Below are 26,584 nucleotides of genomic sequence, written 5' to 3'. Positions count from 1 at the left end.
CTTCCTTGCATCTTCAGCATCAGGTATCAGCGATACCCATCAGCGCCTGTCGTTGTCAGGATAAGCGCCTCAATGCGTATGGTCATGATGCAGCTTATGCTCCACCTTATCCTTCACTTCACCAGCTTTATCCTTCACCTTCTCAGTCAGGCTCTCTTTGTGATCGCGGTTATGCGCTGCTGGTGACTGCGAAGCGGCGGCAGGTTTCACCCCTGCAGTTGTACCCGGCAGTTCGCTCTCCAGACCACCTCGTGCATGGTCGATGTCCACTTCCTGACGACGTACCGTGTCATTAATGGTCTCGGTACGATCGCTGCCGTCGGTACGCACCACCACTTCTTCTTTCACGTGGGTCGTTTTGTTAATCACCGGCTGTTCGTGAGTCTCGGCAACTTCGACGGTCTTCTCGGACCAGTCCACTTCTCCGGCCAGCGCGGGTTCATTCAACGAGCGGCGGAAGATGTCAGCGTGCTGCTCATGCAGCGAGATATCTTCAGAGACGGTATCGGTCACGGTATAGCGTCGTACGCGAGTCGAACCTTCGCTGACCAGGCGTTTACCCACTTCCACCTGCTCTTCGGCCAGACGCAGAATATCTGCTTCGCTCTCATCACCGGTCAGTGAGGTACGTAGCGGCTCAGCCGGGCGGTCGTTGGTCTCACCGGCAAACTGCTTGCCTGCTGTCGGGTTGATGCCCGGCGCGGTGGTGCCGTTATTAACTGAACTTTGCATACGTGACGGCACATCCACTGAGTCATGAGAATGGAGAATCGTCATAGCGCGGGCCAGCTTCTCCTCCTCAGTACGGATGGTCAGCACGACGCCGCCCTTGTCCATCGCTCGGATGTAGACATCCGCCTCATCTTTATCGACGTCGTGCCCAAACAGACGCTGCCACAGGCTCGGATGGCGGACAGACTGCCCTTCCTGCTGCAAACGTTCTCCACTGATAAGACTGATGTCCCGATCAGAAAAGCCTGCTTTCACGAGATTTCTTTTCGCGGCCTCTGCCTGAATTGCAGAATCGAACAGTGTTACGATTTTTTCCTGTGCCATGATAGGTTCCTCTCTGTTAGCTGATTTGATCGTCATCTCTCTCAACGTTCACCTGCTGCTCACGTCGGGTCACCACTTCCTGAAAAGGAACATTCTCCTGCACTTTTCGGATGTGGATTTCTTCTTTAAGCACCAGCTTTCTGACGATTTGGATTTCTTCCTCTATTACCGGGACAATCAGTACACCGTTCTCTTCCCTGATTTCGGGCATCGTTTCAACGGGCTGTGCTTTCGCTACATGCTTAACCTCAACCTTCTCCTGGGTAAGCAGTGTACTGATGACCTCGTCATGCTCAGTTGTGGAACGGGTAACGCGGACATGTCCATCCACAATCTTTTGCTTCGTCAGGGCTATTTTCTCTTCAGCGAGTTTAAGCATGACCTCTGCATTATTATTGTGCTCTGGCTGTCCAGCCATAATAACTCTCCCGTTAATTTAAATATCGGCCACAACTGCCTGACACAGTGATTAAGCATGAACACCCTCACGATTTTCGCAAGGTGGGATAATAAAATTTTTTTCGGGACCGATTTAATTACGGTACGAAAATCCCCGTCTGAAATGCGCAAATCCTTTTTCATTACCGCTACGGTAAAAATAAAAAACCCATATAAAACTGAAACCTGTGAATAAGTAATTGCGAAGGTAAATATTCACACTGCAGACATAAAGACTTATAAAACTGCTTATAGAAAAGCGAAAATTTTAATTCAGACCAGGACAATTCCTGATAAAAGTGGCGAGAATATTAAAGAATGTTTCAGCAGATGAGCTAATTAACGCACCAGGGCAAGTCATCTCACGAAATAATAACACCCGTACTCATCCGCATATTTAATCGCCTTATTACAGAAGATTCCCAAAGCGTTATTTATGAAGGAAGTTCAGGAACTTTCTGCTCGTCAGACTCTCTTAGCAAAACTGAATACGCAGATACTGAGGTTAAGATGAAACAGGCACAACGCAGTGCATGGATGTTGGGCATGGCGGCACTTCTGGTGGCAGGCAGTGCATCAGCGGCAAGCTGGCAGGATCAGCTGAGCAGTGCAGCATCGCAGCTCAGCCAGCAGAACAACGGCAGCACCACCAGCACCACGCAGCAGAATGGCGGCATGTCGCTTTCTACTATTACCAGCATGCTGGGCGGCGGCGACAAAGCGGTCAGCGCCAACAGTATGACCAATGCGGCCGGTGTAATGCAGTATTGCGTCGAACACAACGTGGTGAAAAATAATGTGCAGTCGGTGAAAGATCAGGTGCTGAGCAAGCTCGGTCTGAACACCACTACCGCGCAGGAGCAGAAAACCGACTACACCCAGGGCGTGGCAGGCCTGCTGAATACCGGGAACGGCCAGCAGCTGAATCTGCAAAGCCTGAGCAACTCGCCAATGGGTGAGAAGCTGAAAACCAAAGCCTGTGACGTGGTCCTGAAGCAGGGCAAAAACTTTATCTCCTGATCCCTCTCCTCTTCTCTCCCCTCTCTTCTCAGAGGGGAGCGTTAAACCCCGCTTTGCTGTGATGCCTGACATTCCCTTAACCTGGGGTTGAGCGCTATAGTGTTGTTTTGGTTTCTACAGGACAGCACGCATGAAAGGCATCAACATCGCACTTTACTTCGACCCCGATCAGATTCAGGCCTGCGTTCACGAACAGGACGACAGCTATCTCAGCAAAAAATTCGAGTATGACGATGGCGTGATTGAAGAGATCTACCAGTGGCTGGAGCAGTACGAACCTAAACGCACCCACATCTGCCTGATTGAAAACGAAACCGCCGAGTTGCTGGCCGATGAGCTGGTCGACAGTGGCTATCGCGTCCATCAGGTCACTATGCATCAGCTGCTGAGCTGGTTTGCTACCGAGCCACCCTCCACGCCAGACGGTACGCCGATGCGCGCGATGCTGCGCTTCCTGGAAGATGAACATCCGCGTGAATATGAGTCGCGCACGCCGCAGACCGAAGCGCTGATGGAGATGTTCGACGAGCTGGATGCGCTGGAGATGGTCGATGACGGCGATGACGAAGACACGCTGCCAGGCGATCTGCTGCGCGCCATGAAGAAGCACAAAATCACCGCTAGTGCTGCGGCCCAGCGCCTGCTGCCGGACGTCAATGAGCGTATCCGCGAACATCTGATGCAGTATCCCGAACTGATGACGCCGGAAATCCTGCAGGACTTCTTCCCGGAACTGTTAGAAGCGCTGGAGCGCCCGAAACACTAATCAGGGAGTTCGGACATGCTGGAGCTGATTAAAGCGATTGGCCTGGGGCTGGTAGTGATCCTGCCGCTCGCCAATCCGCTCACCACCGTGGCGCTGTTTTTAGGTCTGGCAGGTGAGATGAACTTCCAGGAGCGCAACCGCCAGGCGCGCCAGGCTTCCATCTACGTTTTCGCCATCATGATGGTGGCGTGGTACGCGGGCAGCGCGGTGCTGAACACCTTCGGTATCTCTATACCAGGTCTGCGCATGGCGGGCGGTCTGATCGTCGCCTTTATCGGCTTCCGGATGCTGTTTCCGGCGAAGCCGGCGGGACATTCGGTCGAAGCGAAGCAAAAACTGGATGAGCAGGAGGCAACCAAAGAGCCGGTGAACATCGCCTTTGTGCCGCTGGCGATGCCAAGCACGGCCGGGCCGGGAACCATTGCGATGATCATCTCTTCTGCCTCAACGGTAAGAAGTGGCGTCGATTTTCCCGCCTGGGTGATCAGTGTTGCGCCGGTGCTGACCTTCCTGCTGGTGAGCCTGATCCTGTGGATCTCGCTGCGCAGTTCGGGGGCCATCATGAAGCTGGTGGGCAAAAGCGGTATTGAGGCGATATCGCGCCTGATGGGATTTTTGCTGGTCTGTATGGGCGTGCAGTTCATCATTAACGGCGTGCTGGAAGTGGTACGCACCTTCCATTAATCCGGGTTTTCCCCTCTCCGGACAGGCAGAGGGGAAAGCGCGATTACTTCAGCGTTTTACGTACTTCAGCAACCTGATCTTTGCTCACCGCAGGCGCGGTGTTGCTCCAGCCCTGACGAATAAAGGTCGCCAGCTGCGCGACTTCATCATCATTCAGCCGCTGGGCAAAGCCCGGCATCGCCAGTTTAGACGGCGCTTTCTCGGTAGAAGGCTGCTGCGCGCCGGCCAGAATGGTGTGGATAAGGCCGGTTGGATCCTTGGCATTGACGATAGTTGCGCCATCCAGCTCCGGGAAGATCCCTGGTGCGCCTTTGCCGGTCACGAAGTGACAGGCACCGCAGTTATCCAGATAGAGACGCTCGCCTTCGCTGAGGTTCTTCGCGGCGGTGAGTTTCGCTTCCGTTGCCTGCTGCGCCTGCACGTTGAAGGCCTGCAATGGCGGATTGCCGCCCAGGAACTTCAGGTAGGCCGCGATAGCTTTGAGATCGGCATCGGTCATGTGTGAGCTACTGTGCTCAACCACCGAGGTCATCTCGCCGCCGACTGCCGCTTTATCGTTACGGCCGGTCTGCAGGTAATCGATGATTTCCTGCTCGCTCCAGTGTGGCAGGCCACGCAGTGACGGCACATCCCAGTTGTTCAGGCTGCCGCCCGCCAGGAATTTATCGTCACCGCTATCCAGCGCTTTCTCGTTCATGCCCAGACCGCGCGGCGTATGGCAGCTGCCGCAGTGACCCAGACTCTCCACGATATAAGCACCGCGATTAACTTCGGCTGATGCACCGCCAATCGGCTGGAACGGCTTATCGGACGCGAACGCCCAGTTCCAGAACCGCATGCCCCAGCGCTGGCTGAACGGGAAGCTCAGATCGGTTTCCGGTGGCTGTTCCGCGCTCGGCTGTACGCCTTTCATGAAGTAGACGTAGAGCGCGTGGATATCGGCATCGCTGATTTTGGCGTAGTCAGGATACGGCATGGCCGGATAGAGATGCGATCCGTCCGGTAATACCCCTTTGCGGACCGCGTCAGAGAACTGCTGCTCGCTGTAGTTGCCGATGCCGTGCTGCTTATCCGGCGTGATGTTGGTCGAGAAGATGGTGCCGAGGTTCGACTCAATCGCCAGTCCACCCGAATAGGCCGGTTTGCCGGGTAGCGAGTGACACGCCATACAGTCGCCCAGCCGCGAGAGATACTCGCCCTGCTTAATCAGTTGCGCTTCATCCTCGGCGTGAACCGGCAGCGCAAATCCGCTGGCCAGCAGCACCGCGTTGGCAAAAATAAAAGACTTCAGTTTCAGCTTATTCATGCGCTTATGCCTGTACCAGTGGGCCGGGATTTTTCAGGTAGTGATCTTTGATCGCCTGCGCCGCCATCAGAGTAATCGCACCGATGGTATCGGTCGGGTTCGCCTGGAAGTTCTGCGGGAAAGCGTTGCCGCCGGGCACAAAGACGTTATGCACATCCCAGCTCTGCAGATACTTATTCAGCGCCGAGGTTTTCGGGTTATCGCCCATCACTGCACCGCCCACGTTATGGGTAGAGACATACTTGGTGATATCGAAGTCCGCGCCCATCGGCAGGAAGCTCATGCTCATGCTGTCCGGGTTAAGCTCTTTAGCGATGTTGCCGACGATGCCTTTCAGATGCTGCTGCAGCTTCAGCTCATTCTCTTTCCAGTTAAACGTCATGCGCAGCAGTGGCAGGCCACGGTGATCGTTGTAGTTCGGATCGAGATCCAGATAGATGTCGCGATAAGACTGGCAGGTGGTGGTGATGCTGATCTTCATCGAATGGCCGTACCACTCTTCCAGACCTTCCTTGTAGCCCATGCCCCAGGTCGGCGTGCCTTTTGGCAGCGCGGTACTGATCGGCGTGCCGGTCGCCTGTGAGCTGTGGATCTTCGCGCCGCCCAGGAAGCCGAGCGAAGGACCGTCGAAGTTGCCTGGCGAGATATCGTTAAACATCTGGCCGGTCGCGCCCGCAGTCGCATACGGATTGAAGTTTTTATCTTTGAAGAACAGCGTTGCGCCGCCGTTCGACAGGAACGCGTAGTTACGGCCGACCACGCCCTCTTCGGTAATCGGGTTGTAGGGTTTGCCGATGCCGGAAAGCAGCATCAGACGCACGTTGTAAAGCTGGAAGCTGCTCAGCACCACGATTTTCGCTGGCTGGAAGCACTCGTTGCCCTGTGCATCGATATAGATCACGCCTTTGGCGGTTTTCTTGTCATCGTTCAGTACGACTTTGATCACTTCCGCGTTCACTTCATAGGAGAAGTTCGGCATCCGCTTCAGCGAATCCATCACCGCGGTCTGCGGCGACGCTTTGGAGTAGTTCAGGCACGGATATTTACTGCAATAGCCGCAATAGTTACACGGGGCGATCTGGTTGCCGTACGGGTTTTTCCACGCACGCGACACACAGGCTGACGGGTTCGGGAACGGATGGTAACCGAGTTTCGTCGCCACCTCTTTGAACATCACGTTGTTCAGCGTGTCATCCAGCGCAGGCAGTGGATAAGGTTCGGAACGCGGGCCTTCAAACGGGTCGCCGCCTTCCAGGATTTTACCGCGCAGGTTGCCGGTGTTGCCCGACTGGCCGCAAATCAGTTCGAATTTGTAGTAATAGGGCTCGATCTCTTCCCAGCTGAACGGGAAGTCCATCACCCGCATATCATCCTGAAGAATGCCGGGCTTGTAAGCCTCGTCAACGTAGGTTTTAAGTTTGATATCGGTCGGCGTCGGACGGATCAGTACCGCCGTCCAGTGCAGGCCGGAACCGCCTACGCCGGTGCCCGGTGCAAATGCGCCCCATTTACGGGTTGGCAATGCCGTCTGGCTGCTGTTGTAGCGCACGGTGACCGCCACTTCGGCGGGTGTCGCAAACACTTTGTTGCGCACCGCGTAGGCATATTCATCCGCCGGTTTCGGGTAGGCGAATTCGTCATAATCGCGATCGCCGCCGCGCTCCAGGGCGCGCACGTCCAGACCTGCCAGTGCCAGCTCGATGCTCATCAGCGAGCCTGCCCAGCCGAGGCCGCAGACCACGACGTCGACTTCTTTTTTAGTAACCTGTGCCATGATAATCCTGTTTACCTGATGTGGAAGCGCTTATGCGCGTTCACCTTTGATGCTGACCGGGCCGAGTGGATAAGGAACGTTATGCTGTTTCACCCATTCGGTGAAGCTGGCACGCGCTCCCGGGAAGCCGATGGCGATCCAGGCTTTCATGCCTTTATTACCGCCGTACATCGGGTCGGCCAGGTAACCATGCTTGGTATCGGAAAGCAGCTGGCTGAAGAAATGGGAAGGCTTCAGATCGGCTTCGCCCAGCGCGGCAAAGTCGATCTCGTTTTTGTTGACCTGGGTCAGCACCGCATCTTTCTCTTCCAGCGTCAGCGCATGAAACGCTTTCTGATGCGTAGTCTGCGACCACTGATTGATCAGCCGGATACCGGTCTGATACATCTGCTGGGGACGGAACGGGATCTGATAACCCATCGTGGCGGGTGCTTTCGTGTTGAAAGGTCCCTGCATATAGATTTCGCTGCCAAACGCTTCGCTGTGCAGCTGCTGATCGATAAAGATCGGCACGTTAGTTTCCAGCGCGCCTGGCGCTTTGCCTTTGCCGCCCGCCGGAATCAGGCGGTCGGTGGCGGCCAGAATAAACTGCCACTCATCGGCACTAAAAAAGATCGGTTTGTAATCGGCTAACTCGGGTGCGGCCATCTCTGCAGCCTGTGCCGCAGTCATGCCTTTCAGTACCAGCTCACTTAATGGCAACGCCAGCAGTGAACCGAGCAAAAATTTACGCCTGGTGGTGGGTTTTTCTAAAAGCATATCCGCACGACTCTCATCTGCTAAATACCCGCTTACGGTGTTATGACGCTGAAAGGCCTGGTGCAGGCAGGAAACTCCCCGCAGGGATGAACGCACACAGCACAGACAACGGCAGAACAGCGAAGGCAGGTAGAATTATGGTTCGGTGACTAACGGAACATATCGGTTAATAACCTGGCAATATTAGGGATATAACTATGTCTGAATGTAAAAATTGAATTTAAAATGTGTCGCAGTGAAAGTTTATCATGGTGTTGCGGAAGGGTTAAGGATAGGTAAAAGATTTACAGCGAGGAAATTGCGTCTAAAACCGCATAAACATCGGGTATTTAGCCGTTTTGACGCAGGAGCGACGGATATTATTTTCGCCCTGTCATCATCACGCAGAATAACCGATAAAAAAATATCATACTTCCATACCAGAGATTCATTCTCATCGTTAACACTATAGTGACTTTGATGGTCATACAATCAGACAGTGCGCAAATTGTGATCGCCCGAATAAATCCTGTTTTATTCCGCCTGCTGTAAAATGACGCTGAAATAATTACTGACGGACATTATCTTAATTTGTCTTTTTGCCTGAATAACTAAGCATGTAATTGTGCAAAGCTCATAACAAACCGGCATTTTGAGATTATCCAGTGCCCGATAGAGTAGAGCGATCAACGACTCAGGATAACTCTCGATGCGCAAAACGCTACTCTCACTCTCTTTATTGACTACTCTGGCACTGATTCATCCGGCACAAGCCGCGACGCCTGCCGACACGCTGGTGGTCGCCGTGCCACTCGATGGCATCATCAGTTTCGATCCGGCGGAGAGTTTTGAAACCGTCAGCAACAGCAGCCTGCGCAATATCTATCAGACGCTGCTGGAGCCGAATCATCAGAACCCGCAGCAGCTCTCGCCACTCGCCGCCACACGCTGGCAGGCCGGAAAAACGCCGCACAGCCTGGTGTTTGACCTCAATCCGCAGGCCCATTTCGCCAGCGGTCATCCACTGACCGCCCAGGATGTGGTCTTCTCCTTAACCCGTTCGGTAAAACTCAACAAAGCGCCCTCTTTTATCCTGGGGGAGTTTGGCTGGAAGCCCGAAAATATCGATCAGCAGTTCACCGTGATCAACGACCACCAGCTTGAGCTGCGCTGGCCCGCTGAGATCGGCAACGATCTGGCGCTGCGCCTGCTGACCGCACCGGTCGCCTCCATCGTTGACAGTAAACTGGCGCAGGAACACGTCAGCAACAATGATTACGGCAATGCCTGGCTGAAAACGCATTCGGCTGGCAGCGCAGCATATGCCATCAAACAGTTTGTCCCGCTGCAGGCGCTGGTGCTGGAAGCTAACCCTTACAGCACGCAGAAGCCGCATCTGAAGCGGGTATTGCTCAAGGGCGTAGCCGATGCCGGCAGCCGCCGACTGCTGATTCAGCAGGGTGATGTGGACGTCGCCTATCAGCTCGGTCCGGATCAGATTGCCGCGCTGAAAAATGTGCCCAATGTGCGGGTCGACGCCTTCCCGTCCAGCCTGGTTTACTACGTTGGCTTTAATACTCAGAGTGCGCAGCAACCGGCGCTGGGCAATCCGGCCCTGTGGCAGGCGGCACGCTGGCTGGTGGACTATGACAGCCTGGCAAACCAGTTGCTGAAAGGTCAGTACCGCATCCATCAAAGCTTCCTGCCAGACGGCTTCGATGGTGCACTGAACACCACGCCGTTCCATTACGATCTGAAAAAGGCGCAGGAAATCCTGCAGAAAGGCGGCATCAAACCGGGCACCCACATCGCGCTGACGGTGGTGAACCAGCCGCCGTTTATTGATGTGGCGCAGGCGCTGCAGGCGAGCTTTGCCAAAGCGGATGTGCAGCTCGATATCCAGCCGGTGGCGGAGTCAGAGCTGTGGAGCAAAATGCGCAGCCGCGACTTCCAGGCCATCTTCACTTACTGGGGCGCGGACTACATCGATCCCAACACCAACGCCAGCACCTTTGCCTCTAACGTGCCAGGCGGCGGCAAAACCCTGGCGTGGCGCGTCGGCTGGACCATTCCGGAGCTGAGTGCGCAGACCCGCGCCGCCGCCGGAGAGAGCGATGCGGCTAAACGCCGTAGCCTCTATACCGGGCTGCAAACCCGCATCCAGCAGGATTCACCGTTTGTGGTTCTGTTACAGGGCGCGACCCAGGTGGCGGTGCGCAGCAACCTCAATCACCTGCAGCAGGGCATTGGCGTCAGCCTGCTCAATTTCGAAGAGGTACAGAAGTAATCCCGCGTTTCAGGCCGCTGCTCATAGAGTAGCGGCCGCGCTTTTGACGAATTGTTCTCCTCCTGTCTATGCTCCGCTTGCTATCCTTCAGGCATAATCCTTTGACTGAGAGTGGAAAACCATGACTTCCCCGCTACTGATTGCCCGTACGCCAGACGTCGAACTTCATCTGTTACCGCAAATGGCCAACCGTCACGGTTTAATTACCGGTGCGACCGGCACCGGGAAAACCGTGACGCTGCAGAAGCTGGCCGAATCGTTCTCTGCGAGTGGCGTACCGGTCTTTATGGCTGACGTCAAAGGCGATTTAACCGGCGTGGCGATGGCGGCCCAGTTCAGCGAAAAGCTGCAGGAGAGGCTGGTGAAAATCGGCGTCACCGACTGGCAGCCGCAGAGCAATCCGGTGGTGCTGTGGGATATCTTTGGCGAGAAAGGCCATCCGGTGCGCGCCACCGTATCCGATCTCGGTCCATTACTGCTGGCGCGGCTGCTGAACCTGAATGAAGTCCAGAGCGGCGTGCTGCAGATTATTTTCCGCATCGCCGATGACCAGGGCCTGCTGCTGCTGGACTTCAAAGATCTGCGCGCCATGACGCAATATATCGGTGACAACGCCAAAAACTTCCAGACCCACTACGGCAATATCAACAGTGCCTCAGTCGGCGCGATTCAGCGCGGATTACTGACGCTGGAGCAACAGGGTGCGGAACACTTCTTTGGTGAGCCGATGCTGGATATCGCCGACTGGATGCGCGTCGACAGCAACGGCAAAGGCGTCATCAACATCCTCTCTGCTGAGAAGCTCTACCAGATGCCAAAACTCTACGCCACCAGCCTGCTGTGGCTGCTGTCGGAGCTTTACGAGCATCTGCCGGAAGCGGGCGATCTCGATCAGCCAAAGCTGGTGTTTTTCTTTGATGAGGCGCACCTGCTGTTTACCGACGCACCAGCGGTGCTGCTGGAGAAAATCGAGCAGGTGATGCGGCTGATCCGTTCCAAAGGCGTCGGCGTCTGGTTCGTCACCCAGAACCCGGCAGATATTCCCGACCGGGTGCTGGGACAGCTCGGCAACCGCGTCCAGCACGCCCTGCGTGCCTTCACGCCGAAAGATCAGAAAGCGGTGAAAACGGCCGCCGATACGCTGCGCGCCAACCCGGCGTTTGACAGCGTGGAAGCGATTCAGGCGCTGGGTACCGGCGAAGCGCTGATCTCCTTCCTGGATGCCAAAGGCAGCCCGTCGGTGGTGGAGCGCGCGATGGTCATTGCGCCAGGCTCGCGTATGGGACCGGTCACCGGCGATGAACGTAACGGCCTGATCAACCATTCGCCGCTTTATGGCAAATATGACACCGAAATCGATCGCGAATCGGCGTTTGAAAAGCTGCAGAAAGGCTTCCAGGCCGCCAGCGATGAGGCGAGCGCCCCCCCGGCCAAAGGCGATGCTGTCGCGGTCGATAATGGCATTCTCGGTGGTCTGAAAGAGATCCTGTTTGGTCATACCGGCCCGCGCGGCGGCAAACACGATGGCGTGGTCCAGACCATGGCGAAAAGTGCCACCCGTCAGATCACCAGTCAGATCATCCGTGGGGTGCTCGGCAGCCTGCTGGGTGGCCGTCGCCGATGAACCGCGCTCTCTGCTAAGATCAGGTTATGGATAAACACTACGAACTCAAACGGATGAAACGTCTGGCGCTGCTGCTGTTGCTGCTCGCCGCCGCGACCTTCATCGTCACCCTTTTCCTGCCGCCCGGCTTCTGGGTCAGCGGCGTCAAAGCGATTGCAGAAGCCGCGATGGTCGGCGCACTGGCGGACTGGTTTGCGGTGGTGGCGCTGTTCCGGCGCGTGCCGGTGCCTTTTATCTCGCGCCATACCGCTATCATTCCGCGCAACAAAGATCGTATCGGTGAAAACCTCGGGCGCTTTGTGCAGGAGAAGTTTCTTGATACCGACTCCCTGCTGAATCTGATTCGCCGGCACGATCCTTCAAACCTGCTGGCCCAGTGGCTGAATGCGCCGGGCAATGCCGACCGCGTTGGCCGCCATCTGCTGCAGGTGATGCGCGGTTTCCTTGATCTGACCGATGACGCGCGGATCCAGACCTTTATGCGTCGCGCCGTGCATCGCGCCATCGACAAGGTCGATCTCACCCAGACCAGCGCCATGGTGCTGGAGAGCCTCACCAAAAATAACCGTCATCAGGCGCTGCTGGATGCGGCCATTGAACAGCTGCTGAAGCTGCTGCATAAACCCAGTACCCGCGAGTTTATTGCGATGCAGTTGGTGCGCTGGCTCAAACGCGAGCATCCGATCAAAGCCAAAATGTTGCCGACCGAATGGCTGGGCGAACACAGCGCCGAGCTGGTGGCCAACGCGGTCGATTCCCTGCTGGATGATGTGGCGCTGGATCAGGGCCATGAGCTGCGCCTCGGCTTCAACCGGGCAGTTGATAAACTGATCGTTAAGCTGCAGACCGACCCGGAAATGGCGGAGCGCGCCGAAGAAATTAAGGGCTGGCTGAAAGAGGATGCCTCGTTCAATCGCTACATTGGCGAGCTGTGGAATGATATGCGCAACTGGCTCAAGGCGGATCTGAGCAGTGAGGATTCGCGGGTGCAGGAGAAAGTGCGCGGTGCGGCCCTGTGGCTGGGCGAAACCCTGGCGGCCGATCCGGCGCTGCGTGACTCCATGAACCAGCATCTGGAACAGGCGGCGCGCAGCGTTGCGCCGGAGTTTGCCAGCTTCCTGACGCGTCACATCAGCGACACCGTGAAGAGCTGGGATGCGCGCGACATGTCGCAGCAGATCGAACTCAATATCGGCAAGGACCTGCAGTTTATCCGCATCAACGGTACGCTGGTCGGCGGCACCATCGGGCTCATTCTCTATCTGCTGTCGCAGCTGCCCCAGTTACTCCCGCTGCTGAGCCGATAACCGCCTGGTTTAGCCGGATGCAGGTGGATAGAGGCCAAACTCGGTGATGATGGCCTTAACAAAGCTGCGGATTTTCACCGTCTGGCGACGGCCCGCCGGGATTAGCACATGCATGGGACGTGCTGGCCCGGCATAATCGGGTAGCACCTGGACCAGTTGTCCCTGTCTTATCTCTTCAGCCAGAATGGTGGCCGGTCCCAGGGTAATGCCATAGCCTTCCAGCGCCGCATGAAGGAGCGCTTTCCAGTCATTTGATCGCATTCTCCCCTGCGGATGTACTTCTTCGACCTTACCCGCCCGGGTAAACACCCAGCGGCAGGGTTTTGAAGGTGACCAGATGCCATAAACGAGACAGGCGTGGTTCTCCAGATCTGCTGGCGTGGCAGGAACGCCGCGCCGCGCCAGATAGGCGGGTGACGCGCAGGCTATCAGCTCATAGGGCTGCAACGGATGGGCGATAATCGAACTGTCCGCCAGCGCACCAATCCGGAGCACCACCTCATAACCCTCTTCAAAGGGATCAACCAGCCGATCGCTGAGTTCAAGATCGACCTGCGTTTCAGGAAACCGATCAAGATAGCGGGTCACAAACGGCGCCAGGCTGAAAGAACCAAAGGTGACCGGGGCGCTGACCTTCAGCGTACCGGATGGCCGCTGCTGCATATCCAGCGCGATCGCATCCGCTTCCTGCACTTCTGCCAGCACGATTTTGCAGCGTTCGTAATAGTTGCGGCCCACATCCGTCAGGCTTTGTCGTCGCGTGGTGCGATGCAGAAGTAGCGTGCCGAGATGCCTCTCCAGCGCCGCGATATGCTTCGCCACCATTTGCGGTGAGATGAGCAATTGCCCGGCGGCGGCGGCAAACGAACCTGATTCCGCAACAGTAACAAATACCTTCATGCTGGTAAGTCGATCCATCATTCCCTCCTTTTGGTTGTTTATATTGCGTCCGTTTGTAGGTTTATTCACCTCCTGTTTTTAATTAAGGTCAGGACGTGAAAACTCATCGAGGAAAAACCCATGAAAATAGGCATTATTGGCGCAGGTTTTGTTGGCCGGGCGATAGCAAAACTGGCAATTAAAGCGGGACATGAGGTGATGCTCAGCAACTCGCGTGATCCACGAACGCTGTTCAGTCTGAAACCGATGATTGGTTGCGAAACCGGTACTGCTACCGAGGCTGCAAACTTCGGCGAAGTGGTCGTGATCGCTGTGCCGCTCACGGCAACTGAGCAACTTCCGGCAGCGGAGTTACGGGGAAAAATCGTGCTTGATGCGGTCAATTACTATCCCGACCGCGATGGCGACATCGAAGAGCTACTTAGTGGTGGCATCAGCACCAGTGAACGGCTTGCCCGCCAGCTTCCCGGCAGCCGGATCACCAAGGCATTTAATGCCATCCGCATGACCGATCTGGAAACCCAGGGCCTGCCCCCGGGCGATCGGAACCGTCAGGCGCTACCTCTGGCGGGAGATGACAGCGAAGGAAAGGCTATCGTCACGGCGCTTTATGATGCCTTTGGGTTTGATGCGGTGGATGCGGGCGCGTTAGCGGAAGGCTGGCGTTTCGAGCGTGCGACACCCGCCTATTGTGTCGCACTCAACAGAGAACAACTTATCAGGACACTTTTGGAGACCACCCGGCGCTAAGCATAAACAGCCTGTGGGTATAGAGAAAAGCGGCTGAAACCGTCAGTCGAAGACGGCTAATAAACGTATGCTCCCTGAGCTGGCACGGTTAGCCAACTAAAAAGGCCGCTTTCGTGTAATGCCGATCAGTTAAGACAGAAATGATCGGTTGAACGATCCAGTGGCTGAGTGAAAATCCTTAAAGAAGCATTATCCGCGGGCGGTAAAAAAGAAACCGCAGCGTTACCCGCTGCGGCGTTCTTAAAAGCTTAACTGACAAGCATTACGCCTCATCAGCAGGGTTTTTTGTGGTCTGCGCCAGGTGATAAACGGTGACTACGCTTGATCCAGCGCAGCCTGCGCCACGGCCATAAAATGTTTTACCCTGTCCCGATCCACATCGTTCCACCAGACGCCATCGACTTTGAGCGCGCTGGCCACAATCACAGCCTGCGTGCGTTCCAGAATCTGGCAGACGTTGGCAGGCGTCACGCCCGACCCCACCAGCAGCGGCAAAGTGGTGGCGGCGCGGATCTCGTCGATTTCCTCCAGCGTGGCGCTGTCACCGGTACGTTGTCCGGTGGCGATAACCGCATCCGCTTCGAAGAAATCGACATCGCGGGTCAGCTCCTGAATGGAGCGATCGGCCACTATCGCATGGCTGCCGTGTTTAACGTGGCTGTCGGCGAACACCCGGATATGTTCGGCGCGAAGCTGGCTTCGGTAGCGCAGCGCTTTTGCGGCGGCCCCTTCAATAAAGCCTTCATTGGCGATATACGCATTGGCCCACTGATTGACGCGGATAAAATCCGCCCCGCCCGCCAGCGCGGTGGCAAAAGCAGGTAAGGCTGCGTTCGCCAGCACGTTAATGCCCAGCGGCACGCCGAAACGCTCCCGCACTTTTTCCGTAATTACCGCCATCAGCGCCGGCGTTTCCGGGCCAATATCCTCAGGTTTTGAAAAAGGAATATCGCCATGATTTTCCACAATCAGGCCGTGAACGCCGCCAAGAATATAGTTTTCCGCATCACGTAATGCACGATCAATTATCGCGCTGACGGGTTTGCCGCGATATTTTGGCGACCCCGGAAAAGGGTCACAGTGAATGACGCCAATAACCGCTTTAGGGCGTGAAAATATCGCTTGTATTGCATCAATTTTTTCTGCTGATATAGCAACCATCGCTTCTTTATCCTGTTCAGGAAAACACTATGCGTGTTTATGTGGCTGGTAATATTACTGTCGATGAAACCTGGTCTGTTACTGATATTCCGGCTAAGGGCGCCTCTGTTCACGGTTATCAACGTTCGCAGGATATCGGCGGTAAAGGCGCGAATCAGGCGATACTTTTATCCCGTTGCGGCATTGAAACGTATTTAATTGCCGCGACCGGTTATGACAGTAATGGAAAATGGATCCGTCAGCAGCTCATGAACGAGCCCGTGACGTTATTGCCCACGCAGCCCATGACTGCGTTGAGCGATACCTCGCTTATTCTGCACAGCGCCGATGGCGATAATGCCATTATTACCAGTACAACGGCGGCAGATGCGCTGGACATCGATACGCTTAAGCACCATCTTGCCAGCGCGCGTCCGGGCGATCTGCTGGTGCAGCAGGGCAATTTCTCGCCCGATAAAACCTATGCGCTGTTCAGCCTGGCCAAATCCCACGGCCTGATCACCGTATTTAATCCCTCACCCGTGCACGCCGGTTTTGCCTCCTGCTGGCCGCTGGTGGATATCGCCGTGGTCAATCAGCACGAAGCGCAACAGTTGCAGCCCCGCGCAGTGACAACGTTAGTGACCACCTTCGGTAGCGCGGGTGCCTGGCTGACACAAGGCGACCAGCGAACGTTTTACCCGGCACAACCCGCCAATGCCGTCGATACCACCGGCGCAGGCGATACCTTTCTGGCCGTGATGCTGGCGTCCGCGATACTGCGTGGGGGTGAAATTGATGCATTAGCGCTTATTCATGCCAGTCAGGCTGCTGCGCTGACCGTCAGCCGTCATGGGACACTGCAGGCTTTCCCCACCGCAGAGGAACTCGCCGCGCTGCTTCATACAGGCGGCGAGTCAGCGATTACTTAAACATCACGCGGTAGCTATCCACGTTAGCTTTGGTCACCACCGTGGCCGGCACCAGAATGGTTTTTGACACGGTTTTTCCCGACGCAAGCGTGTTCAGGGCTTTTACTGCCTCTTCACCCATCTTTTTCGGATCCTGCTGCAGCACGGCCGTGACATAACCGCCATCAATGCCGCTAATCGCTTTTGACGTCAGATCCCAGCCAAAGACTTTGATCTCCTTCTGGCGCCCCTGGTTTTCAACGGCAGCAATCGCACCCAGCAGTGCCGGTTCACCGGTCGCGTAGATAGCGGTTAAATCCGGGTTACCGGTCATCAGGTTTTCTGCCGCCGTCATCGCGGTATCCTGCACATTCTGGCCATCAACCACATCCGCCACGGTGATACCCGGATTGCTCTTAATGGTGTCTTCAAACCCTTTCTGACGCTGGTTCTGCACGGCCGAGTTCAGCGCACCCACAATGCCCAATCGCGCTTTGCTACCCATATTTTTCGCTACATAATCGACAAAATATTTACCAATAATTTTGCCGCCCTCCAGATTATCCACACCCACCTGAGCCGCCTGAGGGCCAGCAGGTAATACCGCATCAATCGCAATCACCGGTATTTTAGCAGCGGCCGCTTCTTTTATAGCGGGCATAATGCCATTGACGTCAATGGCATCCACCATAATGCCCTTCACGCCCTGCTGAATATAATTTTCGATTGCATCATTTTGCGACACGGGATTATCGTTGGCGTTAAAGATCACTAAGTCCTTACCGCTGGCTTTAGCCGCTTCCTGGGCGCCCTTGTTCATCTGATTAAAAAACAGGGCCTGCTGATTAATCTGAACCAGCGCATAAGTGGGAGCGGCCTGCGCCAGTGAAAATAATGAACCCGCAGACAGTAAGCCGGTTGCCAGCGCAACAGCACGCAGTTTTCTGGTGTTAAATGCCATCATCTTAAAATTCCTCGTCGGGAATGAGCGATAACCAGTTGATCTCCGCATCGAAATGCAGAGGGAATAGTGTTGGCGGGCAAATATCGTATGAATGGCTGCTTGAGCCAGGACCTGAAGAATCGACTTTCTGTACACCGTCCATTATGGTGCACGTGTGAAAGGAATTAATCGGGTTTGGGAGTGACTCCCGGGTAATGCGGTAAACTGCCTCTAACATTCGCTTCTGGCTAAATTTTGTCAAGCGATTATTTTATCGTCAGCGGTTATGGAAAAAACTGTATTCGCTGCGCGCAACGGTGTTAACTGATAGCCGATTCCGGGCAAAGTGGCAGGTGATATGAGTAAAAAACGGGTGCTGTTATCCGATGTCGCAGCACTGGCCGGACTGTCAAAAGCGACCGTATCCCGCTATATGAATCAAAGCATTATGCTGCCGCAGGAGACGATTGACCGTATCGAAGCGGCGATTCGTCAACTGGATTATCGCGGTAACAGCCTGGCACGCCGCCTGAGTAAGGGCGGTAGTGAAACCCTGGGGCTGGTGCTGCCTGATATTACCAATCCCTTCTTTGCCGAACTGGCAGATGCCGCCGAAGAAGCCGCCTCTGCCCATGGCTACAGCCTGGTGCTGTGTATTACCCGCAACCATCCAGACAAAGAGAGCCAGTTTATCCGCTGGCTGGATACCTGCCAGGTAGACGGCCTGCTGTTTACCACCAACCATCCTGATAACGGCCTGTTGTGCAAAGAAATTAACCGCCACCAGCGCATCGTGCTGCTGGATGAGGACATTCCTGGCAGCGAAGTGCCCAAGGTGTTTGTCGATAACGTTCAGGGTGGCCGGATTGCTACCGAAAAGCTGATCGCTGCGGGTCACCGGCATATCGCCTTTGTCGGCGGTCCGGACGAACTGATGAGTGTGCGCGAACGCTTCCAGGGGTTTTGCACCGCTATGGAGCAGGCTGGCCTGTGTATCCCGCCCGAATGGGTGATGTACGGCGAATACCAGCGTGAGTTCGGTAAACAGGCGCTGGAACAGCTGTTTAGCCGCGCTAAACGCCCTACTGCCGTCTTTGCCGCGAGCGATTTTCTCGTGCTGGGATTGATGGATGGCCTGCGCGCGCGTGGACTCAACGCGCCCGACGCGCTGTCGCTGGTCGGCTTTGATGACGCGACCTATGCTGACTTTACCCAACCCCGTATTTCAACCATCCGCCAGCCCGCCCGTGAACTGGGCCGCACGGCGGTAGAGATCATGCTGCGCATTCTGAATGACGACCTCCCCGTCCCCGCCGAAACCCGTCTGCCAGTAGAATGGGTGGCGCGCGATTCAATACAAATGTGTTAACAACGTCCCGAAATGGCGCAAAAGCGCACAGTTTTAGCGCAAATAACGCGCTTTTTAATTTCTCAGCATTATAGTAAGTAAACCGGTTTACCTGAAGTTAACATTTAAATGTTCTTCATTACAAAAGGTTAGACCGCGAGTGTAGCGCCTGTTCCCAGGCTGGCACGGAAGCTGCAATGTCTTACCCGGCAAACAAATATCGTTGTAGCGTGTTGTTCTGTGTGTTGTGACAAAGGTTTTATTCTGCAGGTAAACCGGTTTACATGGGCGTAAACCGTGCCGGATAACCCTTTTTTGCATACAGAGTAACGGTCCCGTTAATGGTGATGGGAGTAATCACATGCAGCAAGCACAAACTGCCCTGACACGGGTAGAGATGGTGAATATTACCAAGACCTACGGCGCGATACGGTCTTTGCGCGGCGTCAATCTGCAACTGGCGCCGGGTGAAGTACTGGGCCTGGTGGGCGACAACGGTGCGGGGAAATCCACCCTGACCAAGGTGCTGTCAGGTGCGGTCGTACCGACCAGCGGCACGATTCGTATTGATGGTGAGGCTCAGCATTTCAGCAACCCGGCGGATTCACGCCGCTGCCATATCGAGATGGTTTATCAGGATTTGTCGCTGTGCGACACCGTCGATGTGGCAGGCAATCTGTTTATGGGACGTGAGCCGATGAAATCGATTCTCGGCATTCCGTTTCTGGATGAAGAGAAAATGCACGCTGACGCACGGGAGATGCTGAAGGGACTGGGGATTTCTATTCCGGACACACGACTGCTGGTGCGCAATTTATCCGGCGGACAGCGCCAGGCGATTGCCATTGCGCGCGCCGCCGCCTTCGATCCCAAAGTGCTGATCATGGATGAACCCACCGCCGCGCTGGCCGTCGCCGAAGTAGAGGCGGTGCTGGAGCTGATCCGGCGGGTATCGGCACGTGGCGTGAGTGTCATCCTGATCACGCATCGCCTGCAGGATCTGTTCCTGGTCTGCGATCGCATCATGGTGATGTATGAAGGCACTAACGTGGCGGAACGCCGGGTGGCCGAAACGGATCTGACCGAGATCGTCAATTTGATCGTGGGTGAGAAATTTGTCGCCCGCTCGGCCGCAGCGCACTGAGCGAGGTAACAGGATGACTATTATGAATCTGAGCAGTTCCCGTATGGCACAGCACTCGCTGCCGCGTCGCCTTCTGCACAACCACTCTGGCGTGGTCAGCATCGCGCTGTTTTTCGTTTTCTGCTGCGTGGTGTTTTCCCTGATCACCGGCAACTTTCTCAGCAGCGCGAACTGGCTGAATATCATTCGTCAGAGTGCGCCGCTGCTGATCGTCGCCACGGCCATGACGCTGGTGATCACCACCGGTGGGATTGATCTTTCGGTGGGATCGACACTGGCGCTGGTCGGCGCGCTGTCCGCTATCGCCCTGAATAACTGGGGCCTGCCCTGGCCGGTGGTGTTGCTGGGCGGTCTGCTGCTGGGCGCGCTGGTCGGTGCCATCAACGGCTTCTTTATTGCTTACGAAGGCATCCCGGCCTTTATCGTCACGCTGGCGACGCTGGCGGTGGTGCGCGGCGTGGCGCTGCTGGTCACCCAGGGTTACTCCATTCCTATCCCTGCCGACAGCCTGTTCGCCTTTATGGGACGCGCCTGGGTGCTGGGCGTTCCGATGCCCGCACTGATTGGCATCGTGGTGCTGGTGGTCGGCCATATCGTGCTGAACCATATGCGTTTTGGTCGTTATGTCACGGCAATTGGCGCGAATGCGGAAGGCGCACGCCGTAGCGGGATTAACACCAAAGCTGTGACCATGAAGGTCTACATCCTCAGCGGCATGGCGGCAGCGCTGGCGGGCATGATCATCACCGCCCGTCTCGGCAGCGGATCCTCTAATCAGGGCGAAGGCTTTGAGTTGCAGGTGATCGCTGCGGTGGTGCTGGGCAGTACCAGTCTGTTCGGCGGCTTCGGCACCGTTATTGGCACGCTGTTAGGCGCGCTGTCGATTGCCATCATCCAGAACGGCCTGATTTTGTCGCATATCTCCCCGTTTTACACGCAGATCGCCACCGGTACGATTATTCTGCTGGCGATCTGGCTGAACACCCGCATTCTCAACCCGACGCGATCGGCGGCGAAAGGATAGCTGATGAAACATTCGATTTTTCGTCATCCTGATCCCCTGCCGCTGGGCATCAACAGCGGCTATGTGATGACCGTACTCGGCCCGCTCCCTGTCAGTGAGATGGGTGTGACGCTGATGCACGAACATATTTTGCTGGATGCGTCCGGCAAATGGGTGCCGCCCTGCTGCTGTAGCGATCGTCATCTGGCGGAAAAGCCCGTCAGCATCGAAAACCTGGGCGAGCTGTCGCTTAATCCCCTCATCAGCCGCGATAACTGCCAGCTGTTTGATGTCGATTTAGCGGTTGAGGAGCTAATGAAGTTCCGGGCGCTGGGCGGCGATACCGTGGTGGACCCCACTAATATTGGCATTGGCCGCGATCCCAAAGCACTGCAACGCATCGCACGCCTGACCGGGCTGAATATCATCATGAGCACCGGGTTATATCTGGAACCGTCGCATCCGGATTGGGTGAAAACGATCAGCATCGAAGCCCTGACTGAGAAGCTGATTTACGACCTCGGCGGCAGGGAGGAAAAACCCGAGGTGCTGGCTGGCCTGATCGGCGAGATTGGCGTGTCCAGCCGCTTTACGCCCGACGAGGAGAAATCCCTGCGGGCGGCGGGCCGTGCCAGTGCCGCGACACGTGTGCCGGTTGAGGTGCACCTGCCCGGCTGGGCACGATTAGGCCATCAGGTGCTGGATATCCTTGAAGATGAAGGGGCAGACCTGCGCCATGTGGTGCTGTGTCACATGAACCCCAGCTTCGCCGACAAACGTTACCAGCGCGAACTCGCGCAGCGCGGAGCCTTTCTGGAGTACGACATGATCGGCATGAGCTATTACTATGCCGACGAGTCCGCACAGTCACCGTCCGATGAGGAGAATGCCCGTGCTATTCGCGAGCTGATCGATGACGGCTTTATTGAACAGATTTTATTGTCGCAGGACGTGTTCCTGAAAACCATGCTGACCCGCTACGGCGGTCATGGCTATGGCTACATCCTTAAACATTTTGTTCCGCGTCTGAAACGCCACGGCGTGAGCGGCGAACAACTTGAAACCTTACTGATTGCTAACCCACAGCGCGTTTTTGGTGGGTAAGGGAGAACCGTAATGCAGAAGAAAATTTTACTGGTCGGCGAGTCCTGGACCAGCACGTCTGTTCACGTCAAAGGCTTCGATCAGTTTGCCACCGCTACCTGGCATAATGGCGCAACCGACTTTATGGCGGCGCTGACCGACAGTGATTATGCCATTACCTACATGCCCGCCCATGCTGCCGCCACCGAGTTTCCTTTAACACCGGACGGGCTTCAGCTGTGGGACGCGATCATTCTCTCCGACATCGGCGCGAATACATTGCTGCTGCACCCGGATACCTGGCTGAAGAGCCAGCGCACGGCGAACCGTCTGACGCTGATTCACGACTATGTGGCCGCGGGCGGCGCGCTGATGATGGTGGGCGGCTACTTTAGTTTTCAGGGTATTAATGGCGGCGCGCGCTATCGCAACACGGCAGTTGAGAAAGTCCTGCCGGTGCGCTGCCTGGCCTGGGATGACCGTATCGAAACGCCCGAAGGCGTTTACCCCAGCGTGACGGAATCCCACGCGCTGTTCACCGATATGCCAGACGAATGGCCGTGGTTGCTGGGTTATAACGAAGTAGAAATGCACCCTGAAGGCACATTGCTGGCAACCATTGATGGTACGTCACATCCGCTACTGGCGGTGCGCGAGTATCAGCAGGGTCGCTCACTGGTCTGGACCAGCGATATGTCTGCGCACTGGCTGCCGCAGGAATTTGCCCGGTGGCAGGGTTATCGCCAGCTGTGGATCAACTGTCTGGACTGGTTAACGGTGCGCGGATGATGAGCCAAAGCCAGACGCTGGCGCAGCAGCTGCTGCGCTTTGACACCATTAATCCACCGGGCAATGAAGCGGCCTGCATGCACTTTCTGGCGAACTGGCTGATGGAACAGGGCTTTGACGTCACCTTGTCCTCCTTCGGTGAAAACCGCCTGAACCTGATGGCCAGTCTGCCTGGCAGTCAGCCCGGACCGCAGCTGGCGTTTACCGGCCATCTGGATACCGTCCCGCTCGGCAATGCTGACTGGCAGTACGATCCTTTCGGTGAAATCGTGGGTGACAGACTTTACGGGCGCGGGTCGAGTGACATGAAGGCCGCTGTCGCGGCGTTTGCTGTTGCCTGCGTGACGAATCAGCAGGCGATTCTGCAGGGTTCCGGCGTAGTGCTGTTGATCACCGGTGGGGAGGAAACGGGCTGTGACGGCGCGCGGGCGCTGATTGATACCGCTGACCTGCCTGATATTGGCGCATTGATTGTCGGCGAGCCTACCGCCAACTATCCGGTTATCGGCCACAAAGGAGCACTATGGCTACGCTGTGAAACCCGCGGGAAAACAGCCCATGGCGCAATGCCGGAACTGGGCATCAATGCCATTTATCTGGCGGCGGAGGCACTGGGAAAGATTCAGCACTTCTCACCTGGCGCACCCCATCCGCTGATGAAGCAGCCGACCATTAACGTCGGACGCATTGCAGGCGGCCTGAACATTAACTCGGTGCCCGATCGCACACATTTTGACGTGGATATCCGCAGCGCACCCAATCTGCAGCACGCCACCATTCGTCAGCAACTGACAACCTTACTGGGAGAGAGCGTAACGGTGACGACGCTGGTGGATCTGCCGGCGGTGCTGAGCGAAGACAATCAGGCCTGGATTCATTCTGTTTATCAGCATTGTCAGGCGTTACATGACGCCCCGCTGACACCGCGCATTGTGCCCTACTTTACAGATGCGTCACTGTTGTTACCCGCGCTGGGTTCGCCGCCCTGCATTATCCTCGGTCCCGGCGAGCCGTCAATGGCGCACCAGACCGATGAATACTGCCTACTGAGCCGGTTAGCGGAAGCGGAAGTGTTGTATGGTGCGTTGATTAACGACTGGATGAGGTAATGGAGAGATGCATCAGACGACTGGACGAATAAACTGACGCACAGTGCCTGCCATAAAAAAGGCCGCCCTGAGAGGCGGCCATTTGCGTGATGACGGTCAGCGCCGCTTAATCAACATAAACATGCTGATAGCAAAGAACGCAAAGCTCGGCAGAATCGCCCCCAGAATCGGCGGCAGGCCGTAAACCAGACTCAGCGGGCCGAAAATCTGGTCCAGCACGTAGAACAGGAAGCCGAAGCTGATACCGGTTACGACGCGCACACCCATCGACACGCTTCGCAGCGGACCAAAGATAAACGACAGCGCCATCAGCATCATCACCGCGACGGACAGCGGCTGGAAAATCTTGCTCCACATATTCAGCTGATAACGTCCCGCTTCCTGACCGCTCTGCTTCAGATACTTGCTGTAGCTATGCAGACCGCGAATCGACAACGCGTCAGGATCCAGCGCCACCACACCCAGCTTGTCTGGCGTCAGATTGGTTTTCCATTCGCCACTCAGACTCTGTGAACCGGTAATCTGCTTCGGATCGGTCAGGTTTGACTCATCGACCTGTGACAGCATCCAGCGCTTTTTAGCCGCATCCCAGGTCGCCGTCGCCGCGTAACGCACGCTCTGCAGACGACGCTGATCGTTGAAGTTATAGATGCTCACACCATCAATTTCATTGTCGCCTTTGATGCGCTCAATATAGATGAAGTTATTACCATCTTTCGCCCACAGACCATTCTGCGTTGAGACCAGTGCGCCGCCATAAAGCTGCTGCGCCCGATAGTTACGCGCCATCTGCTCGCCCGAAGGCGCAACAAACTCACCAATTGCCATGGTCAGCAGCACCAGCGGAATCGCCGTTTTCATCACGGACAGCGCCACCTGCATGCGGGTAAAGCCCGCCGCCTGCATCACTACCAGCTCACTGCGCTGCGCCAGCGCGCCCAATCCCAGCAGCGCACCCAGCAGGGCCGCCATTGGGAAGAAAATCTCAATATCTTTTGGCACGCTGAGCAGGGTGTAATAACCGGCACTCAGCGCGCTATAACTACCCTGGCCGGTTTTACGCAGCTGATCGACGAACTTGATGATGCCGGAAAGCGACACCAGCATGAACAGCGTCAGCATGATGGTATTAAAGATGGTTTTACCGATATAGCGGTCAAGTACGCGAAACATCAGACCGACCCTCCGCGGGTAAAGCGGGCGCGAATCCGACGCATCGGCACCGTATCCCACAGGTTAAGCAGCACCGCCAGCACCAGATAGCTGATATTCACCACCCACATCCAGAGCGCCGGATCGAGCCGCCCTTTCGCTCCGCTCGACTTCAGCGAGCTCTGCAACAGGAAGAAGATCAGATAGAGCAGCATGGCGGGCAGCATCGATAGCACACGACCCTGACGCGGGTTCACCACGCTGAGCGGCACTACCATCAGCGCCATCACCAGCACCGCAAACACCAGCGTCAGACGCCAGTGCAGCTCGGCCTGGAAATCCGGTGTCTTATTCGCGAACAGGTCGGTCATGCTGGCCTGCTCGGCATCGTTAGGATCGAGCGTTGCCGCTTTATAGCCCACGATGGCCTGATAGTTAGTGAAGTCGGTGATACGGAAATCACGCAGCAGTGCGGTGCCCTCAAAGCGGGTGCCTTTATCCAGCGTTACCACCTGCGAGCCATCTTTATGCTGCTCCATGTGACCGCTGTCAGCCAGCACCACCGAAGGACGCGCGTTGCCTTTTGGCCGTAACTGCGCCAGGAATACGTTGCCAAAGTTGTTGCCCTTCACATCCTCGACAAACAGCACGGCGCTGCCGTCGCTGGATGTCTGGAACTGCCCGGCGGCCATCGCCGCAGCACCTGGGTTTGCTTTGGCGTTCTGCGTCACCTCATCCTGATAGCGGGATGACCATGGCCCCAGCCAGATGACGTTCACCGCTGCCACCACCGAGGTAAACAGCATCAGTACCATCGCCGCTTTTACCAGCACGGCCTTACTCAGGCCGCAGGCGTGCATCACGGTAATTTCACTTTCCGTGTAGAGACGCCCCAGCGTCATCAGGATCGCCAGAAACAGACTTAAGGGCAGTATAAGTTGTGCCATTTGAGGCACACCGAGTCCTAACAAGGTCAGAACGAGGTTTGTCGGCACTTCGCCATCCACCGCGGCTCCCAGGATCCTGACTAACTTCTGGCAAAAGAAGATGAGTAGCAGGATAAACAGGATAGCCAGCTGGCTTTTGAGCGTTTCCCGAACCAGATATCTAATGATGATCACGCTTAGTACGCCTGTGAAAACTTGTCTTTTTGCAGGAAAATCGCTAGTTTCAACGCTTATCAGCCATTTTTCTTCATCAATGGCCGTCGCCGTAGCTAAATTTGTATGAAAAACGCGTCCGGGTGGTGAAAAAACAACATCTTGTCACCCTGATTCATTATGACCTCCAGCGGCAGAATGTCATGCTGCGA

The 26,584-nt window shown here is 55.9% G+C and carries 24 protein-coding genes; 14 read left to right on the top strand and 10 right to left on the bottom strand.

Features of this window, described 5'->3' with window-relative positions:
• Positions 1 to 69: 69 nt before the first annotated feature.
• Entirely contained in the window at positions 70 to 1,056 is a 987-nt protein-coding gene (locus BY447_RS13045; RefSeq protein WP_110331269.1) for a YsnF/AvaK domain-containing protein, read from the bottom strand.
• A 16-nt stretch (positions 1,057 to 1,072) separates the two neighbouring features.
• Positions 1,073 to 1,474 (bottom strand): DUF2382 domain-containing protein, encoded by a 402-nt coding sequence (locus BY447_RS13040; protein WP_110331268.1) that lies wholly within the window; start codon positions 1,472 to 1,474, stop codon positions 1,073 to 1,075.
• A gap of 530 nt (positions 1,475 to 2,004) precedes the next feature.
• Between BY447_RS13040 and BY447_RS13035 the strand changes: the two genes are divergently transcribed.
• The 3 genes from BY447_RS13035 to BY447_RS13025 all read left to right on the top strand — a co-directional run bounded on the left by BY447_RS13035 (position 2,005) and on the right by BY447_RS13025 (position 3,964).
• Positions 2,005 to 2,514, top strand: a complete 510-nt coding sequence (locus BY447_RS13035) for a DUF2501 domain-containing protein (protein WP_013359966.1) — start codon at positions 2,005 to 2,007, stop codon at positions 2,512 to 2,514.
• A gap of 130 nt (positions 2,515 to 2,644) precedes the next feature.
• Complete coding sequence (locus BY447_RS13030) at positions 2,645 to 3,280, top strand: hypothetical protein (RefSeq protein ID WP_013359965.1); 636 nt, start codon at positions 2,645 to 2,647, stop codon at positions 3,278 to 3,280.
• Positions 3,281 to 3,295: 15 nt separating this feature from the next.
• The gene (locus tag BY447_RS13025) at positions 3,296 to 3,964 is read left to right on the top strand and encodes a MarC family NAAT transporter (protein ID WP_033781729.1); all 669 of its coding nucleotides are present in this window, start codon (positions 3,296 to 3,298) and stop codon (positions 3,962 to 3,964) included.
• 43 nt (positions 3,965 to 4,007) lie between these two features.
• On the opposite strand, the gene BY447_RS13020 is transcribed toward BY447_RS13025, so the two are convergent.
• From BY447_RS13020 to BY447_RS13010, 3 genes are read right to left on the bottom strand one after another with little or no spacing between them, the layout of a single operon-like run.
• Positions 4,008 to 5,270 (bottom strand): c-type cytochrome, encoded by a 1,263-nt coding sequence (locus BY447_RS13020; protein ID WP_110331267.1) that lies wholly within the window; start codon positions 5,268 to 5,270, stop codon positions 4,008 to 4,010.
• A 4-nt stretch (positions 5,271 to 5,274) separates the two neighbouring features.
• Positions 5,275 to 7,044 (bottom strand): GMC family oxidoreductase, encoded by a 1,770-nt coding sequence (locus tag BY447_RS13015; RefSeq protein WP_033731366.1) that lies wholly within the window; start codon positions 7,042 to 7,044, stop codon positions 5,275 to 5,277.
• 30 nt (positions 7,045 to 7,074) lie between these two features.
• A complete protein-coding gene (locus tag BY447_RS13010; protein ID WP_061061491.1) occupies positions 7,075 to 7,803 on the bottom strand; it encodes a gluconate 2-dehydrogenase subunit 3 family protein in 729 nt (242 codons plus the stop codon).
• Positions 7,804 to 8,491: 688 nt separating this feature from the next.
• On the opposite strand from BY447_RS13010, the gene BY447_RS13005 reads away from it, so the two are divergent.
• The 3 genes from BY447_RS13005 (at position 8,492) to BY447_RS12995 (ending at position 13,000) form a co-directional block, all read left to right on the top strand.
• Complete coding sequence (locus BY447_RS13005) at positions 8,492 to 10,069, top strand: ABC transporter substrate-binding protein (protein WP_110331266.1); 1,578 nt, start codon at positions 8,492 to 8,494, stop codon at positions 10,067 to 10,069.
• A gap of 121 nt (positions 10,070 to 10,190) precedes the next feature.
• Complete coding sequence (locus tag BY447_RS13000) at positions 10,191 to 11,693, top strand: helicase HerA-like C-terminal domain-containing protein (protein ID WP_110331265.1); 1,503 nt, start codon at positions 10,191 to 10,193, stop codon at positions 11,691 to 11,693.
• A 26-nt stretch (positions 11,694 to 11,719) separates the two neighbouring features.
• Positions 11,720 to 13,000: a DUF445 domain-containing protein gene (locus BY447_RS12995; RefSeq protein WP_110331264.1), complete on the top strand. Its 1,281-nt coding sequence runs from the start codon at positions 11,720 to 11,722 to the stop codon at positions 12,998 to 13,000.
• A gap of 9 nt (positions 13,001 to 13,009) precedes the next feature.
• Here BY447_RS12995 and BY447_RS12990 read toward each other — a convergent pair whose 3' ends face one another.
• Positions 13,010 to 13,918 carry a LysR family transcriptional regulator gene (locus BY447_RS12990; protein ID WP_110331263.1) on the bottom strand — a complete coding sequence of 303 codons (909 nt, stop codon included), beginning with the start codon at positions 13,916 to 13,918 and terminating at the stop codon, positions 13,010 to 13,012.
• 102 nt (positions 13,919 to 14,020) lie between these two features.
• Between BY447_RS12990 and BY447_RS12985 the strand changes: the two genes are divergently transcribed.
• Positions 14,021 to 14,650, top strand: a complete 630-nt coding sequence (locus BY447_RS12985) for an NADPH-dependent F420 reductase (RefSeq protein ID WP_110331262.1) — start codon at positions 14,021 to 14,023, stop codon at positions 14,648 to 14,650.
• 315 nt (positions 14,651 to 14,965) lie between these two features.
• On the opposite strand, the gene BY447_RS12980 is transcribed toward BY447_RS12985, so the two are convergent.
• On the bottom strand, positions 14,966 to 15,811 hold the full coding sequence (locus BY447_RS12980) for a BtpA/SgcQ family protein (protein WP_033781718.1): 846 nt from the start codon (positions 15,809 to 15,811) through the stop codon (positions 14,966 to 14,968).
• Between the two features lie 29 nt (positions 15,812 to 15,840).
• Between BY447_RS12980 and BY447_RS12975 the strand changes: the two genes are divergently transcribed.
• Positions 15,841 to 16,722 carry a ribokinase gene (locus BY447_RS12975; RefSeq protein WP_110331261.1) on the top strand — a complete coding sequence of 294 codons (882 nt, stop codon included), beginning with the start codon at positions 15,841 to 15,843 and terminating at the stop codon, positions 16,720 to 16,722.
• On the opposite strand, the gene BY447_RS12970 is transcribed toward BY447_RS12975, so the two are convergent.
• Positions 16,715 to 17,665: a substrate-binding domain-containing protein gene (locus BY447_RS12970; RefSeq protein ID WP_110331260.1), complete on the bottom strand. Its 951-nt coding sequence runs from the start codon at positions 17,663 to 17,665 to the stop codon at positions 16,715 to 16,717. The genes BY447_RS12975 and BY447_RS12970 overlap by 8 nt on opposite strands.
• Positions 17,666 to 17,990: 325 nt before the next feature.
• On the opposite strand from BY447_RS12970, the gene BY447_RS12965 reads away from it, so the two are divergent.
• The 6 genes from BY447_RS12965 to BY447_RS12940 all read left to right on the top strand — a co-directional run bounded on the left by BY447_RS12965 (position 17,991) and on the right by BY447_RS12940 (position 24,120).
• Positions 17,991 to 19,013 carry a LacI family DNA-binding transcriptional regulator gene (locus BY447_RS12965; protein WP_110331259.1) on the top strand — a complete coding sequence of 341 codons (1,023 nt, stop codon included), beginning with the start codon at positions 17,991 to 17,993 and terminating at the stop codon, positions 19,011 to 19,013.
• Positions 19,014 to 19,389: 376 nt separating this feature from the next.
• On the top strand, positions 19,390 to 20,136 hold the full coding sequence (locus BY447_RS12960; protein WP_162470140.1) for an ATP-binding cassette domain-containing protein: 747 nt from the start codon (positions 19,390 to 19,392) through the stop codon (positions 20,134 to 20,136).
• A 22-nt stretch (positions 20,137 to 20,158) separates the two neighbouring features.
• A complete protein-coding gene (locus BY447_RS12955) occupies positions 20,159 to 21,160 on the top strand; it encodes an ABC transporter permease (protein ID WP_187266233.1) in 1,002 nt (333 codons plus the stop codon).
• Between the two features lie 3 nt (positions 21,161 to 21,163).
• Positions 21,164 to 22,243 carry a phosphotriesterase family protein gene (locus BY447_RS12950; protein WP_110331257.1) on the top strand — a complete coding sequence of 360 codons (1,080 nt, stop codon included), beginning with the start codon at positions 21,164 to 21,166 and terminating at the stop codon, positions 22,241 to 22,243.
• Between the two features lie 12 nt (positions 22,244 to 22,255).
• Positions 22,256 to 23,011: a glutamine amidotransferase gene (locus tag BY447_RS12945; protein WP_110331256.1), complete on the top strand. Its 756-nt coding sequence runs from the start codon at positions 22,256 to 22,258 to the stop codon at positions 23,009 to 23,011.
• The gene (locus BY447_RS12940) at positions 23,011 to 24,120 is read left to right on the top strand and encodes a M20 family metallopeptidase (RefSeq protein WP_110331940.1); all 1,110 of its coding nucleotides are present in this window, start codon (positions 23,011 to 23,013) and stop codon (positions 24,118 to 24,120) included. The genes BY447_RS12945 and BY447_RS12940 overlap by 1 nt, the downstream gene beginning before the upstream one ends.
• 96 nt (positions 24,121 to 24,216) lie before the next feature.
• On the opposite strand, the gene lptG is transcribed toward BY447_RS12940, so the two are convergent.
• Entirely contained in the window at positions 24,217 to 25,293 is a 1,077-nt protein-coding gene (gene lptG / locus BY447_RS12935; protein ID WP_033781702.1) for an LPS export ABC transporter permease LptG, read from the bottom strand.
• Complete coding sequence (gene lptF, locus BY447_RS12930; protein ID WP_033731353.1) at positions 25,293 to 26,393, bottom strand: LPS export ABC transporter permease LptF; 1,101 nt, start codon at positions 26,391 to 26,393, stop codon at positions 25,293 to 25,295. Before lptF ends, lptG begins: the two co-directional genes overlap by 1 nt.
• Between the last annotated feature and the right edge of the window lie 191 nt (positions 26,394 to 26,584).

Source organism: Pantoea sp. JKS000250, from assembly GCF_003201065.1.
In the GTDB taxonomy this organism is placed as follows: domain Bacteria; phylum Pseudomonadota; class Gammaproteobacteria; order Enterobacterales; family Enterobacteriaceae; genus Pantoea; species Pantoea vagans.
This window is presented reverse-complemented; position numbering and strand designations above follow the sequence as displayed.

Coding starts and splice junctions, on each gene's coding strand:
- BY447_RS12985 (WP_110331262.1), top strand. CDS start 14,021: ATGAAAATAGGCATTATTGGCGCAGGTTTTGTTGGCCGGGCGATAGCA.
- BY447_RS13020 (WP_110331267.1), bottom strand. CDS start 5,270: ATGAATAAGCTGAAACTGAAGTCTTTTATTTTTGCCAACGCGGTGCTG.
- BY447_RS12980 (WP_033781718.1), bottom strand. CDS start 15,811: ATGGTTGCTATATCAGCAGAAAAAATTGATGCAATACAAGCGATATTT.
- BY447_RS13035 (WP_013359966.1), top strand. CDS start 2,005: ATGAAACAGGCACAACGCAGTGCATGGATGTTGGGCATGGCGGCACTT.
- BY447_RS12955 (WP_187266233.1), top strand. CDS start 20,159: ATGAATCTGAGCAGTTCCCGTATGGCACAGCACTCGCTGCCGCGTCGC.
- BY447_RS12950 (WP_110331257.1), top strand. CDS start 21,164: ATGAAACATTCGATTTTTCGTCATCCTGATCCCCTGCCGCTGGGCATC.
- BY447_RS13045 (WP_110331269.1), bottom strand. CDS start 1,056: ATGGCACAGGAAAAAATCGTAACACTGTTCGATTCTGCAATTCAGGCA.
- BY447_RS12990 (WP_110331263.1), bottom strand. CDS start 13,918: ATGGATCGACTTACCAGCATGAAGGTATTTGTTACTGTTGCGGAATCA.
- BY447_RS13000 (WP_110331265.1), top strand. CDS start 10,191: ATGACTTCCCCGCTACTGATTGCCCGTACGCCAGACGTCGAACTTCAT.
- BY447_RS13030 (WP_013359965.1), top strand. CDS start 2,645: ATGAAAGGCATCAACATCGCACTTTACTTCGACCCCGATCAGATTCAG.
- BY447_RS12940 (WP_110331940.1), top strand. CDS start 23,011: ATGAGCCAAAGCCAGACGCTGGCGCAGCAGCTGCTGCGCTTTGACACC.
- BY447_RS12960 (WP_162470140.1), top strand. CDS start 19,390: ATGGTGAATATTACCAAGACCTACGGCGCGATACGGTCTTTGCGCGGC.
- BY447_RS13025 (WP_033781729.1), top strand. CDS start 3,296: ATGCTGGAGCTGATTAAAGCGATTGGCCTGGGGCTGGTAGTGATCCTG.
- BY447_RS12945 (WP_110331256.1), top strand. CDS start 22,256: ATGCAGAAGAAAATTTTACTGGTCGGCGAGTCCTGGACCAGCACGTCT.
- BY447_RS12970 (WP_110331260.1), bottom strand. CDS start 17,665: ATGATGGCATTTAACACCAGAAAACTGCGTGCTGTTGCGCTGGCAACC.
- BY447_RS12975 (WP_110331261.1), top strand. CDS start 15,841: ATGCGTGTTTATGTGGCTGGTAATATTACTGTCGATGAAACCTGGTCT.
- BY447_RS13005 (WP_110331266.1), top strand. CDS start 8,492: ATGCGCAAAACGCTACTCTCACTCTCTTTATTGACTACTCTGGCACTG.
- BY447_RS13010 (WP_061061491.1), bottom strand. CDS start 7,803: ATGCTTTTAGAAAAACCCACCACCAGGCGTAAATTTTTGCTCGGTTCA.
- lptG (WP_033781702.1), bottom strand. CDS start 25,293: ATGTTTCGCGTACTTGACCGCTATATCGGTAAAACCATCTTTAATACC.
- BY447_RS13040 (WP_110331268.1), bottom strand. CDS start 1,474: ATGGCTGGACAGCCAGAGCACAATAATAATGCAGAGGTCATGCTTAAA.
- BY447_RS12995 (WP_110331264.1), top strand. CDS start 11,720: ATGGATAAACACTACGAACTCAAACGGATGAAACGTCTGGCGCTGCTG.
- BY447_RS13015 (WP_033731366.1), bottom strand. CDS start 7,044: ATGGCACAGGTTACTAAAAAAGAAGTCGACGTCGTGGTCTGCGGCCTC.